Origin of the sequence: Peptoclostridium litorale DSM 5388 (genome assembly GCF_900141635.1) — a bacterium.
GTDB classification, from domain to species: Bacteria; Bacillota; Clostridia; order Peptostreptococcales; family Peptostreptococcaceae; genus Peptoclostridium; species Peptoclostridium litorale.
Genome location: NZ_FSRH01000007.1, coordinates 94678 through 112000 on the forward strand (window position 1 = coordinate 94678; position 17323 = coordinate 112000).

Genomic DNA, 17323 nt, shown 5'->3' on the forward strand with positions numbered 1-17323 from the left:
TGTGTATTTTATACCCTTATCACTCCAGTATAACCTCTGTGCCTATTACCGAAAGGTAGAAGTCTTCTCCCCGGGTTATATCAGCATTAGCGCTTGTAATCTCTTTTACAAACTCCTCTATCTCTTCTTTTATTTCAAGCGGCGAATATACCGTAAGCTTTACATTTTCACCATATTCGATGTCCTTTATTATGTACCCTTTATTTGCAAATTCATTTTGAATCTTTCCAAGCATTGTATATTCTATCTGCACAAACAGCTTTGTGTACAGGTGCTTTGCCGCAATTTTGGCGGCATCAAGACCTATCTTGGCTCCTCTTGTATACGCCCTTACAAGCCCTCCTGCTCCAAGCTTGGTTCCGCCGAAATACCTCGTAACAACGACGGCCACATTTCTCAGATCCTCTTTTTTTATGACCTCAAGCACTGGTATCCCGGCTGTTCCCTTGGGCTCCCCGTCGTCACTGTACCGTTGTATGTTCATGCTCATCCCCACAGTATATGCCCATACATTATGAGTGGCATCCTTGTGCTTTTGCTTTATCTCCTCTATGAATCCAATCGCATCCTCTTCGTTTTCAACAGGTTTTGAATACCCTATGAATCGCGACTTTTCTATTATCACCTCATCGCTGCCAAATTCATGGACAGTTCTATACTCCAACTCCAATTTCTACGACCCCCGTCTTTTTGAATATTTTATACGCTCTTTCTCTCTATAAGCTTATATGGAAGCTCTACCTTTTTTGCTCCTACGTCTTCCTTTTTAATCATCTTTATTATCATTCTTATGGATACCGCTCCGATATCGTAAATAGGCTGCCTTATGGTTGTAATAGTAGGCCTTGATATTAGAGAAACCCTCGTGTCGTCAAACCCTGCCACGGCTATGTCCTCCGGCACCTTGTAGCCGTTGTCCAAAATGCAGTTTATGACACCCGCAGCCACCTCGTCATCTGTGGCAAATACTGCATCAGGAATATTTTTGGAATTTAGTATCTCCTGCATAAGATTGTATCCGGATTCACTGGTGCTAGGACCCACCTTTACAAGATTCGCATCCACCTGTAAATCGTTTTCCTCCATGGCCTTCTTAAAAGCCTTGAACCTTTCTGACTCCTCATTTTTATATCCCGGGCAGTTTCTTATCATGGCAATCTTCTCATGTCCCTTTCCAATGAGATATTTTGTCATGTCATATGCCGCGTCATGATAGCTCACTCCAACAGAATATACGTCAAAATCCTTTGCATTCCTGCTGATGTATACACATGGAAGGTCTGTCTTTTCTATAGCTTCCACGTGCTTTTTGTTTGTCTTCCATGACATAAACACGATTCCTGCAACCTGCTTTGACTGGAGAACTTTTATGTACCTGAGTTCCTCATCCACCCCGCCATAGCTGTTGCAAAGAAGTATGTCATATCCATACATTTTCCCCACTTCTTCAATTCCATTCAAAAGCGTTCCTATGAATATGTTTGACATATCGGGAACTATAACACCTATTATCTTGCTTGTCTTTGTTACAAGGCTTCTGGCCACTGTATTTGGAACATAACCCGTCTCCTTTATAATTTCCATTACCCTCTGCCTGATATCGTCGCTCACCGGCTTTGAATTGTTTATGACCCTTGATACAGTCGATATCGAAACCCCTGCTTTTTTAGCAACATCTTTTATAGTAATCGCCATTATTTTTCACCCCTCGACAACAGCACTCTTGTGCATATCTTGTATACATTATAGCATAAAAGGACATATATAATTCCCAATTATTTATCTGAATACCCTATGATTGAATTCGTAAAATATACAAATTAAAAATATTCAATTTATATATTGAAAAATATTTCTTCATATATTAAACTACTAAATGAAAAAACAAAAAACAAATTATGGAGGTTATATATTTATGGTGTTTGAAAAGGTAAGACAAGTTATAGCTGATCAGCTTGGAATCGATGATACTGACAAGATAACTATGGGAACTTCTTTGGTTGAAGATTTAGAAGCAGATTCTCTTGACGCTGTTGAGATAGTAATGGCTCTTGAAGACGAATTTGATCTTGAGATAGCTGACGAGCAAGCTGAAAACTTCAAAACTGTTAAGCAGATTTGCGACTACATCGAAGAAAACGCTTAAATCCAAAACTAAAAGAGGGGCTAACCCCTCTTTTTCAATTTCCAAATAAGATCCTGCATGTCCTGCGGAATATCCGCGCTTACCCTGGCCTTCTCCTTTGTTCTAGGCTGTGAAAATTCAAGGCTGTAAGCATGAAGAGCCTGCCTTCCTATAAGGTTTTCATCCGCCTCGCCATAAAGCTCATCACCTATTACAGGGTGTCCTATATGCTTCATATGAACCCTTATCTGGTGGGTTCTTCCCGTTTCTATACGAACATCCAAAAGGGATGCATCTTCGTATCTCTCCATAACACTGTAGTGCGTAAGGGCCCTTTGACCTCTAGGATCCGCAGTCCTCATTATGCTGTCTTCCGTAGGCCTGTATATCGGCTCGTCTATGGTTCCCTCATCGTCCTTCACAACACCTTTTACAATTGTTCTGTACTTTTTGACCACATTGTTGCTTTTCATTTCTTCTGAGATTATATGGTGTGCATATGGATTTTTTGCTATCATTACAAGGCCCGACGTGTTCATATCCAGCCTGTTTACAAATCTTATCCTTATTTGATATCCCTTGGACTGGAAATAGTTTGCAATCGCATTTGCAACTGTTCCGCTGTCATGGCTCTTTGTCGGATGCACCACCATGAAAGGAGGCTTGTCAACAACCACCATGTCGAAATCCTCATATTTCACTGAAACTTCTATCTCCTGAGCGTCAAATCCGCTCTCCTCTTCTTCCATGACTATGTCCACAATATCTCCGCTACTCACCTTGTAGTCGAATTTTTTAAATTTTCCATTCACATATATGGTTTTTGTCTTCTTCAGTTTTGACATGAATCTTGAAGACATGTTGAGTTCTTCTTCAAGTATGTTTCTAAGTGTCTTTCCGTCTCCTGTGCAGCTATAGACTATGCGTCCTGTCTCCTGTCTTTCTCTTTCTATCAAAACGGCATTCTCCTTCTAATTTATTATTCTCTGCGGCCAAAACATACTACAAATACAGTTGCAGATATTCTAGCCTTTTATAATAGAATTATACCATTACAGAGCCTTGTTTGTAAGACCCGCCCCTTATATATTTGTCCAATAGTGTTTTGTAAATATCCAGTATACACATATAGAGTTTTATTATTTCACGTGAATATTTATGTTATAATGTTTTATTGGGTATTAAATACCTATTCACGTTTTAAAGGAGAATCATGTAATGAAAAGATTGGTCAATATAACCGCAAACAAGCACCCTTTTTCTCAGGAAATAGTGCCTACAATTAAAAATACATTGGAATCTTTCGGGCTTAGTGTCTCAGAGAATTTCAGCTATGATGCCGAACTGACAATATGCGTTGGAGGTGACGGGTCTTTTTTGAATACCCTACACAGGCATAATTTCCCTCAAATCCCTATTGTGGGCATAAACACTGGCCACCTTGGGTTTTTCCAGGAGGTTCACCCTCATGAAATAGAGGATTTCATAGAATCATACATGAGAGAGGACTATTTTATTCAAAACATATGCCCTCTTGACGCATATATATCCACCAATTCAAACCTAATAAAAACAATGGGTATAAATGAGATAGTCATAAAAAGCGACAAATCAAGGACTGTCCACCTGAAGATATGTGTAAATGGAAACCTTATCGAATCATTCAGCGGAGACGGTATAATAGTATCGACTCCAAGCGGGTCTACTGCATATAATTATTCAGCTGGAGGCAGCATAGTTGATCCCAGCATAAACCTTATACAGATAACCCCGCTTTCGCCTATAAACACCACGGCATACAGGTCTTTCACCTCGAGCATAATACTTCCTGAAAATGCTGTTATAGACGTATATCCTGAAGACAAGTTCGAAAACTCTATGCTTATAGTATCTGATGGCATTGAGTATAAATATCCGAATATTGAAAAAATATCCTTATCTACATCACAAACATGCATAAAGCTCCTAAGGCTTAAAGACTATGAATTCTGGTCAAAGGTAACTGAAAAATTTCTTTAATACACAATAATAAAATTACACTTGGAGGTTCCAGACATGAGAATAGGCGTAATAAGCGACACGCATGGGAGTTTGAAATATTTCGAAAGGGCTATTGAAATCATAGGAAAGTGCGACTATATACTGCATGCAGGCGATGTTTTATATCACGGCCCGAGAAACCCTCTGCCTGACGGGTACTGCCCAAAAGATCTAGCTGAGAGGATAAATACCCTGGACAATATAATATTTGCAAGCGGAAACTGCGACAGCGATGTGGATCAGATGGTGATAAGCCACCCTATACAGTCTCCGTATGCTTTTGTAAACATGGGAAAACTAAGGATAATGGTATGCCACGGCTACAAGGACTCTGTCGAAAACCTTATTGAATACGCAAAAAAAATGGGCGCGAATCTTTTCGTATTCGGACACTCCCATGTGAAAAAGCTTTACAAATCCGAATCCCTTGTTGTTTTAAATCCAGGCAGCACGTCCCTTCCAAAGGACGGCACCCATTCGGCCGCTGTAATAGAAGATGGGATAATAAGCCTTATAGACATTTCAAATGGCGATATCATCGAAACACTGGACATATAAATAGTAAATCTAAATTAAATCCGGGTTTTATTTTCCGGATTTTTTTGTTTTTTTTGTTTTTTTATAGATATTTAACTCCACAGATATAAAATTCAATCTAATATAAGCATATATTCCGTAAATAAGCTAAACTGCCTTTTTTGGACTTGTTCCCTCCTATTTGGCATTTTTTTAATTTTCATATTTTACGATATAGTATTATAATATGTACATTACACTTAAACGCCCTTTCATACAGATGGGCGGTAGCTCCATACATATTGATTTGCAGATTTCAATTTTTTCGCCAATATGCTTTGCAATTAAACACAGTTTATCTATTTTTCGGAGGTTATAATCATGGAAAACTCGCTAATCATTTCAACAGACAGCATACTTTCACTGTTCGCAGTGATTTTAATAACGGGCATGATATTCGGAAAGCTCAGCGGCCTGTTCAAACTACCTGACGTTGTGATGTTCCTATTTGGAGGAATTTTCTTAGGTCCATATTTTTTGAACCTTGTAGGCTCAGACGTATCTCCCATAGGAAATCAGCTTCTTCTCACATTCGGTTCTGCATTCATACTATATGACGGTGGAAGAGAGGTGAGGCTCAAAATTCTCAATAATGTCAAGATTTCAGTCGGCCTTCTTGCAATTGTAGGAGTTGTTATATCGTCGGTTTTCACAGGATTTGTCGTGAATAAAATTTTTCACATAGACATGATATACGCCCTTCTTCTAGGCGCCGTAGTAGCATCTACCGATCCTGCAACGCTGGTCCCGGTTTTCAAATGCATAACTCTTAGGGAAAAGGTTAAGCAAACCGTTATAAGCGAGTCTGCATTCAACGACGCGGCAGGAGCAATACTTGTGTTTTCAATAATCGCTACAATTCAAAGCGGAATGTTTTCAGCAGGCGCAAGCATTCAGCAGCTTGCAGTTATGATAGTAGGAGGAATATTAGTAGGATTCTCAGTTGGAATAATACTTTCATTTTTCATATCAGACAAAAGGTTTGGGATTTTGCACGAATATGCTCCCCTGGTGTCCATATTTGCAGTTATAATATCCTACGTTCTTGCTGAAAAGCTTCACGGCAGCGGGTACATGGCGACGTTTGTAACAGGTCTTGTTTGCGGAAACAAGGCAACTTTCGGGTTCTTTGTCCCCCACAATTCGTCTCTTGTTCAGACTCACGTAAGAGAGACCCTGGCCACTCTTATGAGGATGGCTATATTCATAATGCTTGGTACACACGTTGACTTTATTGCTCTTTCGATGTACTGGAAACAGTCGCTGCTAGTTGTATTTCTGCTGATGTTCCTGTTCAGACCTATAGTCGTACTTGTATGTACTCTGCCTGACAGAAGAGCCAAGTGGAGCCTCAAGGAGACACTCTTTTTAATGTGGGTAAGGGAGACCGGCGTAATACCTGCGGCTCTTTCGGGCATGATAGTTTCAATGAAAATAGCGCATAGCGAAATAATATCTTCAGTCGTGTTCATGACCATACTGATAACTCTCGTAGTCCAAGCAAGCACTACGAAAATACTGGCACAGCGCCTGGGTCTGCTGGAAGAGGAGTGTGTAACCCACACCCAATACACTATAAAGGATAAGCTAGAAGAGATAATATAAACGCTCTCGTTAGCGTCCATATAATTCTAATACTATTGTAAAGCAAGGGCCCTTTTGGATATCCAAAAGGGCCCTTGCTTTAGTTTACCACTCAGCTTATTTTATGTTTCTGCTTCCCGGCTTTACATATTCTATCCCCTGCTCGCACATAGGGCAATTGTCCTTGTCATATATTTCAAAGTCAAGCTTTATAGCTCCGTATACAGGATATGGCAGCTGAATGCTTTCAGATCTTCTGTCCACTATGCAGCACATTCCAACAACTTCTCCTCCAAGCTCCTCTATAAGCCTTGCAACTTCAAGAGACGACTTTCCAGTTGTTATTACGTCTTCCGATATCACTACCTTCTGACCCTTTTTGATTTCAAATCCTCTTTTGAATGCCATCTCTCCGTCTACCCTCTCAGAGAATATCCCAGGCTTTTTAAGCTGTCTTGCAAGCTCGTATGCCACTACTATTCCGCCCATCGCAGGTCCTACAACCATGTCAAACTCAACTTCTTCAAGCTTTTTAGCAAGCACTCCAACAACCTTTTCCGCTCTTTGTGGGTATTGAAGCAGCTTCGCGCACTGGCAGTATCTGTTGCTGTGCTTTCCCGAAGAAAGCAGGAAATGTCCCTCTAAAAGCGCCTCTGATGCCTTTAGTTCCTCTATTATCATGTCCTTGTTTTCCATGTTCATCTCTCCTTGTAGTTAATTTTTTGCCCTCTTTGGGGCTTTATGCATTCAATCTATATTATGCCTCTCATGTCTTCAATTCTCTTTATTCCCTCTTGCTTCATGAAGCTCTCTATTCCATCTATTATGTCTACGCATATGTCAGGCTTTATAAAGTTTGCAGTTCCAATCTGAACCGCATGAGCTCCCGCCATTATGAACTCTATAGCGTCCTCTGCAGAAGATATTCCTCCCATTCCTACTACCGGAACCTTTACAGCCTTACACACCTCGTACACCATTCTAAGCGCCATGGGCTTTATTGCAGGCCCTGAAACCCCTGCAAAAAGGTTCTTGAACACAGGCTTTTTAGTTCTTATGTCTATTGCCATTCCCTTGAATGTATTTACAAGCGAAATCGAATCGGCTCCAGCCTCCTCGCACGCAAGCGCCATTTCCACTATGTCCTGCGCGTTAGGCGAAAGCTTAACCATAAGAGGCTTTTTGACAGCCGCCCTTACCTGCCTTACCACGTCGTTTGCAACGCATGACTTTATTCCAAACGCCATTCCGCCTTCTTTGACGTTGGGACATGATATGTTGAGCTCTATTATGTCCACATCTGCATTATCTAGCAGCTTTGCGCCCTTTATATAGTCTTCCACAGTCGAGCCGCCAAGGTTTGCAATTACCGCAGCTCCCGTATTTCTCATACCTTCAAGCTCGCTTTTTATGAATTCCTTCACACCAGGGTTTTGAAGTCCCACGCTGTTCATCATTCCGCCTTTTACCTCGTGCATTCTCTCCCAGTCGTTACCCTGTCTTGGTACAAATGTAAGTCCCTTTGACGATATTCCTCCAAGCCTTGAAACATCGAAATAGTCCGCATACTCCTGCCCGAATCCGAATGTTCCAGATGCTGCTATGACAGGATTTTTAAGCTCCACCGAGCATATGTTAACATTCATCATTTATTATCAACTCGCTTCCTAAAAATACTGGTCCGTCCGTGCAGCTTCGCTTGTTTCCATCCTTGGTCTTGCACGTGCACACAAGGCAGGCTCCTATTCCGCACGCCATCTTCTTTTCCATTGAAACGTATACCGGAACTCCCGCTTCTTCGCATTTTTTTATCACTATCGCCATCATCTTTTCAGGTCCGCAGCAAAACACAACGTCATAGTCTCTCGGCTCGAAATGGTCTATAATGTAGCCGGTCTTTCCTACGCTTCCGTCCTCAGTCGCAATAGTCACGCTTTTGCAGTGCTCGTTTACAAGCTCCATTCCATATGGAGTATTTCTAAATCCCGCGTAAAAATCTATTTCCCTGTCCATAACGCTTCTGTAGAAGTAGTTGAGCGGTGCTATTCCCATTCCTCCAGAAAGCATTGCAACCTTTCCCTTTACCTTGTCTACGTCAAATCCGTTTCCAAGCGGCCCCATTATCTTTATCTCGTCTCCGCCTCTTAGCTTTGATAGTATATTCGTTCCCCTTCCCACTGTCTGGAAAAGGAATGATATCTTGCCGCCTTCTATGTCGTTTATGCTTATAGGCCTTGAAAGTACAGGCTCTTCGTCCCATGCCCTTAGCATGTAGAACTGTCCGGGCTTTGCCTCAAAATCACCCTGTATGCTTATTTTGTATACGCACTCGTTTACCTTCTCGTTTTCAAATACCACAGTCTCTATATATTTTGAATTCATAATCTACCCCCTGAAGTCGCCGTTCATTCTCTCTACTTCCGCCCTTGCGCACTCGTCGAATCTCTTTTCTCCGCCTTCAACCTTCTTGTATGCAAGTAGTATTCCTCTTGAAGAGTTTACAACTCCTCCGTTTCCATTCTTAAGGTAAACCTTGACGTCGTCTCCTTTTCCGCCCTGAGCTCCGTATCCAGGTATAAGGAAGTATGTCTTTGCAAACTGCGCTCTTATCTTTTCTCCCTCATCAACATGTGTGCATCCCACAACCGCTCCAAGGCTGCTGTATCCGCATTCTCCCATGACCTGCTGTCCCAGTTTTTCTATCTGCGCGCCCACTTCGTCGTATACGTGGTTTCCGCTGTCGGTACTTATATACTGTATGTCCTTCGCTCCAGGATTTGAGGTTCTAAGGAGTACGAACGCCCCCTTGTTCTTGTTTTTCATGTAGTCCATGTACGGCTCTATGCTGTCCATTCCCATGTAAGGGCTCAGTGTTATGAAGTCACTTTCAAAGTCCCCTTCAAAATGTGCCTTTGCGTACATCTGGGCAGTCTTTGCTATGTCTCCCCTTTTGATGTCCCCTATTGAAATAGCTCCCTTGCTTTTGACATACTCAAGTGTTTTCTTGTACGCCATGAGGCCCTTTAGTCCGTATGACTCGTAATATGCTATCTGAAGCTTGTAGCAAGACGCAATGTCTTCAGTTGCATCTATTATCATCCTGTTGAATTCGAACAGCGACTCCTCTACGCTCTGGCATTTTTCCTTTAGCCAGCCTGGAATGTAGTCTATGTCAGTATCAAGCCCTACGCATGAATTTCCATTTTGTTGAACCTTCTCATAAAGTCTATCTATTATCATTTGATTTCACCCCTGGTCTATTTTTTATATACTGTCTTTCCGCCCTTTATGGTTCTTATTATTTCCCCGCTTACAATCCTTCCTGCAAAAGGAGTGTTCTTGCCCTTTGACTCAAAATCAGCCGGGTCTATGCTGTAGCTTGCATCTGTGTCCACAAGTACAAAGTCTGCATCATATCCCACGCTTATTCTTCCCTTTTTAATCCCCAGTATGTCGGCAGGATTTTTAGACATTATCTGCGAAAGCTTCGAAAGGTCTATCTTTCCGCTTTTCACAAGGCTTGTATAGCATATTGAAAATGACGTTTCTATTCCAGATATTCCAGGAGAGCCGTTTTCCTTGTCTTCTGCCGTGTGAGGTGCATGATCCGTAGCTATTGCATCCACATATCCGTTTTTTATGCATTCTATTAAAAACTCCACATCTGCCTCTTCCCTAAGCGGCGGATGCACCTTGTAATCTATGTCGTTTGTTGCAAATATGTGATGTGGAGTGACCTCGCAGGTCACATCGACTCCAATGTTCTTGGCATGTATTATATAGTCCATGGCCTCTTTGGTGCTCACATGGCAAAGGTGAAGGTGCGCGCCTGTAAGCCTTGCTATTTCAATGTCTCTCCATGTCATTACATTTTCCGAAAGCCTGCTGTTTGCCTTTGAGAATCCGTGGTCTTCTGCATGCGACATTACTATTATACCTTTTCTCTTTGCCTTGACCATGGCGTCTATCATTATAGAACCGTCCATAACCCCGTATCCGTCGTCAGATATGCATTTTACCGGCTCAGTTATCTCCTCTATGTGGCTTGTGTCAACGCCCTTCATATCTTTTGTTATTGATACGCACTGGTATGCGTCTACAAGTCCTATCTCCTTGGCCTTTTCGCTTACATATCTCACTGTATCCATATCGCTGCATGCAGGTCTTGTGTTTGCCATTAGGTGAACCGCCGTATATCCGCCCCTTACTGCAGCCCTGCTTCCCGTTTCTATGTCTTCCTTGTAAGTAAGTCCGGGCTCTCTGAAGTGCGCATGAAGGTCTACAAATGAAGGCATTATTATAAGACCTTTTGCATCCAGTACTTCGCAGCCCTCTACATTAATGTCTGAGGATATGCTTTCGATCTTTCCTTCCCTTATATATATGCATCCGGTGAAATCGTTTGAATGGTCGACTATTCTCGCATTTTTTATTAAAAGTTCCAAAGCAGTCCCCTCCTATTTTTCTATCTTATATATGTCATCGCAGTATATGCACTTGTATTCGCCCTTTTCCTCGTCTATGAGCTCGAATTCATTTTCGACATATGTTTCAATGCTTGTTATGCACCTTGGGTTTATACACCTTATTGTGTTTTTTACCCTGTTTGGAAGCTCCAAATGAATTTTTTTGCTCAGTTTTTCATCTTCTATTACATTTATGGTTATCTGAGGGTCAAAAATCCCAATCTGATCCAGGTCTATGTCTATTACATTTTCTATCTTTATTATATCCTTCTTGCCCATTTTCTTGCTTTGGGCGTTTATTATTAGTGCCACATGAAAGTCCGCATCCGCAAGGTTCAAAAGGTTGAACACCTCTATTCCCCTTCCCGCCTTTATGTGGTCTATCACTATGCCATTTTTTATCCCTTCTACCGTAAGCATGTTACTTCACCCCCAAAAGCTTGGCCATAAGACCCATTCTCACATACATTCCGTATTTCACCTGGTCGAAATAAAGGGCTCTGCTGTCTTCGTCCACTTCATACGCTATTTCATTCACCCTTGGAAGCGGATGCAGCACTATCATGTCATCCTTTGCAAGGCTCATTTTCTGCTTGTCCAGAATGTAGCTGTCTTTAAGCCTTATATAGTCTTCCTCGTTGAAGAATCTTTCCCTTTGTACCCTTGTCATGTAGAGTATGTCCATGTCCTGTATAACATCTTCGAGCTTTTCAGCTTCGGCAAATTCTATATTCTTTTTTTGGAGCACTTGGCTCTTTATATATTGAGGGATTTTCAGTTCCTGAGGCGAAACCAGTATGAATTTATTTTCCGGATACCTCGAAAGAGTCTTTATAAGAGAGTGTACCGTTCTTCCGAATTTGAGGTCTCCGCAAAGTCCTATCGTAAGACCCGAAAGCCTTTTCTTTACGCTTGTTATGGTAAGAATATCTGTAAGAGTCTGGGTCGGGTGCTGATGCCCTCCATCCCCAGCATTTATGATTGGGATATCTATATATTTTGCACCTACTCTCGGTGCGCCTTCCTTTGGATGTCTCATTGCTATTATGTCTGCATATGCGTTCACAGTCCTAAGTGTGTCAGAAAGGCTCTCTCCTTTTGAAACAGAAGATGCGCTCGGGTTTGAAAAACCTATTACCTGTCCTCCAAGTCTTAGCATTGCAGCTTCAAAGCTCAGCCTTGTCCTTGTGCTTGGCTCATAAAAAAGAGCTGCAAGTATCTTACCCTTTGCAATTCCATGGTACTCATCCGGATTTCGAGCTATTTTTTGTGAAAGCTGGATTATTTCGTCAATTTCATCAGTTGTAAATTCATCAAGGTCGATAAGATTTTTTCCTTTTAGCATTTTGTCCTCCTCTTTTTAGTCTCTCGGACCAAATTAAAGATATTTTTTATTTCTTAATATTTTGTTATATAAAAAAACGCCTTCCCTTTTGGGAAGGCGTATATACGCTACACAGTTAGACGCATGCCAACTTAAGCCACCTCGCGCAGCCTGCCTGACATCCATCGAATGTAAACCTTCCCGGCCTCTCTGGACCAGACTTAAAGGTGCAATATTCATTTAGGCTATATTAACACAGATACTGATCAAAGTCAATAGGACAACTCCTCACATTCGTGAGAAACTTCATTTTTTTCAAGGTTGAAACCATAGCATTCCACCACAGGCACCACAAAGAGGAATCCCTTTCCCGGCTTGTCTATTTTGCCAAGTTCTTCATCTATTATCTGCCTTGCCTCTTCGAGCTTGTCCCTGTCCCTTATCACGCTCACTATGGTCTTGTTTAAAGGCCTTCCCCCTTCAATGAGCTTTCTAAGTCCCGCAAATATGGGAATCTCTCTGTTGTGCTCTACCAGCATACATCCCATGCCCTCGCTGTCGATAACTGTAGCCCCTATCTTAAGTGCAAAAAGCCTTTCGAGTATGTCATCAAGCTTTTCCATTTCATTCAATATTAAAAACAATGCATACATTAAAGTCACCTTCTCCATGCGTATTAATTTCAAATATACTATTCGTTTATCTCTCCTGCTCTTATAACTGCATTTTTAGTCGCAACAGGCCCTATTATCTCGGTTATTATTGTTGTTGCAAGAAGTATTGTTATTACCATGCTTCCAAGTGCCGTACCCGGAAATTCCCTGCTCACTACTATTGCAAGTCCAACGGCAACCCCGACCTGAGAAAGAAGCCCGAAGCCTATGTATTTCTTGACAGTTTCAGGAGCCTTGGAAATAGCACCTCCCATGGATGCTCCGGATATCTTTCCTATCACCCTCACTACCAGGTATGCCGCGCCTACAATGCCAAGCTTAGGCAGTAGCGATATGTCAAGCCTGCAGCCCGCGAGCACGAAAAATGCAGCCACTATAGGCGGAGAAAAACTCTCCATCATGAGAAATACCTTCTTGTCCTTTGAAGATATGTTTGCTATCGCCACGCCCACCGCCATAGCGGAAAGAAGCGGCGAAAGGTTGAATCTTATGGCAACTCCCGCAAGAAGTATTATCATTCCTATTACAAGTGAAAGCAGCTCCGATTCCTTTTTCGCCCTCTTGAGAAGATATGCAAGTGCTACACCCATCAAAAGCCCTGTTGCCACTGAGAAAACTATCTCCATAACCGGGTGTATTATTATCTTCGAAACCGTTATAACCTCATGTTTTATAAAAACCTTTGCAACTGATGCCGACATCGCATATATCATAAGGCATATCGCATCGTCCACTGCAACCACTCCAAGAAGAGTGCTTGTAAGCGGTCCTTTTGCCTTGCACTCCTTAAGCACCATTACCGTTGCCGCCGGTGCAGTAGCAGACGATACCGCGCCCAGAATAAGTGCCGTAGCGATATTTTGCTTAAGCAGGAGCATTGCCCCTGTAACAAGTATAAACGCTCCAAGCGCTTCACACAATGCTATTATGAAAATAGGCTTTCCGAGCTTTTTTATTTCTGAAAACTTAAGCTCGCTGCCTATATTGAATGCTATTATCCCAAGTGCCAGATCGCTTAAAAAACCAAGCTTTTCAATTGTTGCATTGTCAACAAGCTTAAGCCCTGACACTCCTATCACAAGTCCTGCAACTACATATCCTGCAACTGCTGGAATTTTAAATTTGTTCATCAATTGCCCGAATAGTATAGCTGAAATAATTGCTATTCCAAGACTGATAAATGGATTCATTCCAAAACACCTCTTTAAAAATAGTTTGTTTGATCTGGTTTCATGTAATCTGTAGAATCTACAATATTTTCTTCCTATTGTCGGTACAGTTTTATAATTTGGCCACAACTTATATATTATTACCTATATCATAAAGAGTAAAATTCCATATTTTCCTGTTTAAAGCTATATTCCCCCATATATCCCGGTTATATCGAGTCAGTATCCTAAAATGGAGTTTTCTAGCCTTTTATAACTTTTTTATGAAAATAAAAAAAGCCCCTGCGAGCTGCAAAAGGCCATTTTTTGTTTTATTCAATTTAATTTATATACAGTAGTGTCTAGTCAAAAAAACCCTTGTATCATACTAATCTAAGCACCAATAAAACACAAATTACATTAACTAAAAATATGCTTGGGATTCCCATGTAAAAACTCTTGTGCTGGGTTTTATGCCTAAATGTAGTCATGCCCATGACAACTCCAAGTGCGCCCCCCATAAGGGATACCACGAAAAACATTTTCTCGCTTATTCTATACCTTCTCCTTCTCGCCTTATACTTGTCACATCCGGTCAAAGCATATGAATAAACATTTATGGCCGCATAATATATAGCTATGCACATAGGCAGATTTCCAAAGCCCATATAGCCTTTTAATCCTTGAATAAGTTCCAAATTAGCTTCCCCTCCTGAGGGTATATACATCGCTTGAATTCGTACCCTTTATTTTTTATTTAAAACAAGGACGGGCAAATCGCCCGTCCCTTAAATTATACACTATTTTCCTTTTTGTGCGTACAACTTTGATATATTAATTATAACCTGCACGGCCTTTTCCATCGACTGGGCGCATATGTATTCATATCTTCCGTGGAAATTGTGGCCTCCCGTGAATATGTTAGGGCACGGAAGCCCCATGTATGAAAGCCTTGCCCCGTCGGTTCCTCCCCTTATCGGCTTTACATCCGCCTCCACTCCTGCCTGCTCCATGGCCTCTTTTGCAATTTCAACTATGTGAAGTACAGGCTCTACTTTCTCCTTCATGTTATAGTACTGGTCTTTTATATTCAAAGAAATCATTTCGCTCCCATATTTTTTGTTTATGAAGTTCACTATGGACTTTAGCATTTCCTTTTTCTCTTTGAACTTTTCCATGTCATGATCCCTTATTATATATGCCATTGACGATGATTCAACAGACCCGTTTATCCCTATAAGATGGTAAAATCCTTCATACATTTCAGTGTGCTCTGGCGCCTCATTTTGCGGAAGCATCGAATCAATCTCCATTGCCACTTTCATGGAATTTATCATCTTTTCCTTAGCTGTTCCTGGGTGTACATTTCTTCCCTGTATTTTTATATCTGCAACGCAGGCATTAAAGTTTTCATATTCCAGCTCCCCTATTTCGCCTCCGTCAATTGTATACGCATACTGCGCACCAAATCTTTCAACATCAAAAAGATCCGCCCCTCTTCCAATCTCCTCGTCAGGTGTAAATCCCACTTTTATTGTCCCATGCTCTATATCGGGGTTTTGCAGCAGATGTTCAATTGCACTCATTATCTCGGCTATTCCCGCCTTGTCGTCCGCTCCAAGAAGAGTATTTCCGTCAGTTGTTATGATTGTCTGTCCCTTGTAATTCAACATTTCCGGAAAATCCCTAGGCGAAAGCACTATGCCTTTTTCCACATCAAGTGTTATATCCCCGCCACTATAATTCTCCACCACCTGCGGCTTTACGCCTTTTCCTGACATGTCTGGAGCAGTATCCATATGTGCTATGAAACCTATCACCGGTATTTCCTTTTTGGAGTTTGACTGGAGAGTCGCCATCACATAGCCGTTTTCGTCAATACTTGCATCACTCAGCCCCATGTCTTGCAGCTCCCTGACCAGAAGCTTTCCAAGTTCAAGCTGCCTTTTTGTGCTTGGACATCCCTTTTGGTTTGAATTTGATTGAGTATCGTAAGATACATACCTTAAAAATCTTTCTACAGTGTTCATGGTATCACCCTTTCATTTTATACATCTTATACATCCCAAAACATATCCACTCTGGAAACTGAAATATATAACTTTCTACTTATATATAACATATATTATACGTTAAGCTGTACATTTTCAAGCCCTCGCAATAAACCATTGAATATTTTCGTTTTTTACTTTATAGTATTATATATACGGTTTTTATAGCCAAGTACTAAAATCAACTACTAATTTATTAATTTTCAAATATAGGAGGAGTTAAATCAATGAAGCTTTCACCTTTTAAGCTGGGTGACTTAACTGTCAAAATCCCAATAATCCAAGGTGGCATGGGCGTTGGCGTATCAGCCGCAAAACTTGCAGCAGCGGTTGCCAACGAAGGTGCTATAGGAGTAATATCAAGCGCTCAAATAGGATACAACGAAGATGATTTTGATACAAACCCAAAAGAAGCAAACATAAGGGCTCTTATAAAAGAGATCAAAACAGCAAGAGAACTTTCGCCAAAAGGCATACTTGGCGTTAACATAATGGTTGCAACAAGCAATTACAAAGAAGCCGTTCTTGCATGCATAAGAGAGAAGATAGACCTTATAATTTCAGGAGCAGGACTTCCTTCAAATCTTCCGGAACTTACAAAAGGTTCTTCAACTAAAATCGCGCCAATAGTGTCTTCTCCAAAGGCGGCCGCTACAATAACAAAGCTTTGGACAAAAAAATTCGACTATGTTCCTGACGCCGTAGTTGTGGAGGGTCCAGATGCAGGCGGACACCTTGGTTTTTCCAAGGAAGACCTTTCTGGTGATGAAAAGCCTGTTCTTGAAAACATAGTTTCAGAAGTAATAAAGGCACTTAAGCCTTTTGAGGAAAAATTTCAAAAGAGCATACCTGTAATAGCAGCCGGAGGAATATTCGACGGCAAGGACATAGCCAGATTCATCAACCTAGGCGCCTCTGGAGTCCAGATGGGCACAAGGTTTGTGGCAACAGATGAATGCGATGCCCATATAGACTATAAAAACACTTATGTCAATGCCACAAAAGACGACATACAAATAGTAAAAAGTCCCGTGGGAATGCCTGGCAGGGCAATAAAAAACAAGTTCATAGAATCTCTAAAAGGCGGACCACTGCCTATCAAAAGATGCTGGAACTGCCTTAAGCCTTGCAATCCGGCAGACACTCCTTACTGCATATCTCAGGCCCTTATAAACGCAGTGCGAGGCGATATTGACAACGGACTTTTATTCGCAGGCTCTAATGCCTATAAAGTAGATAAAATAGTACCCGTAAAAGAACTTATAGCCGAACTTGTAAGGGAAGCCGAAGAAAACCTTTAAATTTTAAGCCGCTGCACAAAATATGCAGCGGCTT

General features: G+C 41.4%; 19 protein-coding genes. 5 read left to right on the top strand and 14 right to left on the bottom strand.

Annotation, left to right across the window (positions count from 1 at the left end; all coding sequences use genetic code 11):
* Positions 1-19 precede the first annotated feature (19 nt).
* The gene (locus tag BUQ87_RS08105; protein ID WP_052635963.1) at positions 20-670 is read right to left on the bottom strand and encodes a YigZ family protein; all 651 of its coding nucleotides are present in this window, start codon (positions 668-670) and stop codon (positions 20-22) included.
* A 29-nt stretch (positions 671-699) separates the two neighbouring features.
* Positions 700-1695 carry a LacI family DNA-binding transcriptional regulator gene (locus tag BUQ87_RS08110; protein WP_038262640.1) on the bottom strand — a complete coding sequence of 332 codons (996 nt, stop codon included), beginning with the start codon at positions 1693-1695 and terminating at the stop codon, positions 700-702.
* A gap of 223 nt (positions 1696-1918) precedes the next feature.
* Between BUQ87_RS08110 and acpP the strand changes: the two genes are divergently transcribed.
* Positions 1919-2146, top strand: coding sequence for an acyl carrier protein (gene acpP, locus BUQ87_RS08115; RefSeq protein WP_074210079.1), 228 nt, complete (start codon positions 1919-1921; stop codon positions 2144-2146).
* 20 nt (positions 2147-2166) lie between these two features.
* On the opposite strand, the gene BUQ87_RS08120 is transcribed toward acpP, so the two are convergent.
* A complete protein-coding gene (locus BUQ87_RS08120) occupies positions 2167-3081 on the bottom strand; it encodes an RluA family pseudouridine synthase (RefSeq protein ID WP_052635961.1) in 915 nt (304 codons plus the stop codon).
* A gap of 262 nt (positions 3082-3343) precedes the next feature.
* Between BUQ87_RS08120 and BUQ87_RS08125 the strand changes: the two genes are divergently transcribed.
* The 3 genes from BUQ87_RS08125 to BUQ87_RS08135 all read left to right on the top strand — a co-directional run bounded on the left by BUQ87_RS08125 (position 3344) and on the right by BUQ87_RS08135 (position 6346).
* On the top strand, positions 3344-4144 hold the full coding sequence (locus BUQ87_RS08125) for an NAD(+)/NADH kinase (protein ID WP_038262638.1): 801 nt from the start codon (positions 3344-3346) through the stop codon (positions 4142-4144).
* Positions 4145-4180: 36 nt separating this feature from the next.
* Positions 4181-4723 carry a phosphodiesterase gene (yfcE, locus tag BUQ87_RS08130; protein ID WP_038262636.1) on the top strand — a complete coding sequence of 181 codons (543 nt, stop codon included), beginning with the start codon at positions 4181-4183 and terminating at the stop codon, positions 4721-4723.
* 339 nt (positions 4724-5062) lie between these two features.
* Entirely contained in the window at positions 5063-6346 is a 1284-nt protein-coding gene (locus tag BUQ87_RS08135) for a cation:proton antiporter (RefSeq protein WP_052635959.1), read from the top strand.
* Positions 6347-6442: 96 nt separating this feature from the next.
* On the opposite strand, the gene pyrE is transcribed toward BUQ87_RS08135, so the two are convergent.
* The 11 genes from pyrE to pepT all read right to left on the bottom strand — a co-directional run bounded on the left by pyrE (position 6443) and on the right by pepT (position 15967).
* The gene (gene pyrE, locus BUQ87_RS08140) at positions 6443-7021 is read right to left on the bottom strand and encodes an orotate phosphoribosyltransferase (RefSeq protein WP_038262623.1); all 579 of its coding nucleotides are present in this window, start codon (positions 7019-7021) and stop codon (positions 6443-6445) included.
* Positions 7022-7077: 56 nt separating this feature from the next.
* Positions 7078-7974 carry a dihydroorotate dehydrogenase gene (locus tag BUQ87_RS08145; protein ID WP_038262620.1) on the bottom strand — a complete coding sequence of 299 codons (897 nt, stop codon included), beginning with the start codon at positions 7972-7974 and terminating at the stop codon, positions 7078-7080.
* Positions 7961-8707, bottom strand: a complete 747-nt coding sequence (locus BUQ87_RS08150) for a dihydroorotate dehydrogenase electron transfer subunit (RefSeq protein ID WP_038262613.1) — start codon at positions 8705-8707, stop codon at positions 7961-7963. Before BUQ87_RS08150 ends, BUQ87_RS08145 begins: the two co-directional genes overlap by 14 nt.
* Before the next feature lie 3 nt (positions 8708-8710).
* Positions 8711-9565 (bottom strand): orotidine-5'-phosphate decarboxylase, encoded by an 855-nt coding sequence (pyrF, locus tag BUQ87_RS08155; RefSeq protein ID WP_038262609.1) that lies wholly within the window; start codon positions 9563-9565, stop codon positions 8711-8713.
* Between the two features lie 17 nt (positions 9566-9582).
* Complete coding sequence (locus BUQ87_RS08160; protein WP_038262606.1) at positions 9583-10770, bottom strand: dihydroorotase; 1188 nt, start codon at positions 10768-10770, stop codon at positions 9583-9585.
* A 12-nt stretch (positions 10771-10782) separates the two neighbouring features.
* On the bottom strand, positions 10783-11211 hold the full coding sequence (locus BUQ87_RS08165; protein ID WP_038262602.1) for an aspartate carbamoyltransferase regulatory subunit: 429 nt from the start codon (positions 11209-11211) through the stop codon (positions 10783-10785).
* Position 11212: 1 nt separating this feature from the next.
* Positions 11213-12136, bottom strand: a complete 924-nt coding sequence (gene pyrB / locus BUQ87_RS08170; RefSeq protein WP_038262600.1) for an aspartate carbamoyltransferase — start codon at positions 12134-12136, stop codon at positions 11213-11215.
* Positions 12137-12387: 251 nt separating this feature from the next.
* Positions 12388-12747, bottom strand: a complete 360-nt coding sequence (locus BUQ87_RS08175; protein ID WP_330391299.1) for a hypothetical protein — start codon at positions 12745-12747, stop codon at positions 12388-12390.
* 59 nt (positions 12748-12806) lie between these two features.
* Positions 12807-13979, bottom strand: coding sequence for a cation:proton antiporter (locus BUQ87_RS08180; protein WP_038262594.1), 1173 nt, complete (start codon positions 13977-13979; stop codon positions 12807-12809).
* 341 nt (positions 13980-14320) lie between these two features.
* On the bottom strand, positions 14321-14635 hold the full coding sequence (locus tag BUQ87_RS08185) for a DUF1294 domain-containing protein (protein WP_242943810.1): 315 nt from the start codon (positions 14633-14635) through the stop codon (positions 14321-14323).
* 102 nt (positions 14636-14737) lie between these two features.
* Positions 14738-15967: a peptidase T gene (pepT, locus tag BUQ87_RS08190; RefSeq protein WP_038262591.1), complete on the bottom strand. Its 1230-nt coding sequence runs from the start codon at positions 15965-15967 to the stop codon at positions 14738-14740.
* 248 nt (positions 15968-16215) lie between these two features.
* Between pepT and BUQ87_RS08195 the strand changes: the two genes are divergently transcribed.
* Positions 16216-17289: an NAD(P)H-dependent flavin oxidoreductase gene (locus tag BUQ87_RS08195; protein WP_038262588.1), complete on the top strand. Its 1074-nt coding sequence runs from the start codon at positions 16216-16218 to the stop codon at positions 17287-17289.
* Positions 17290-17323 lie beyond the last annotated feature (34 nt).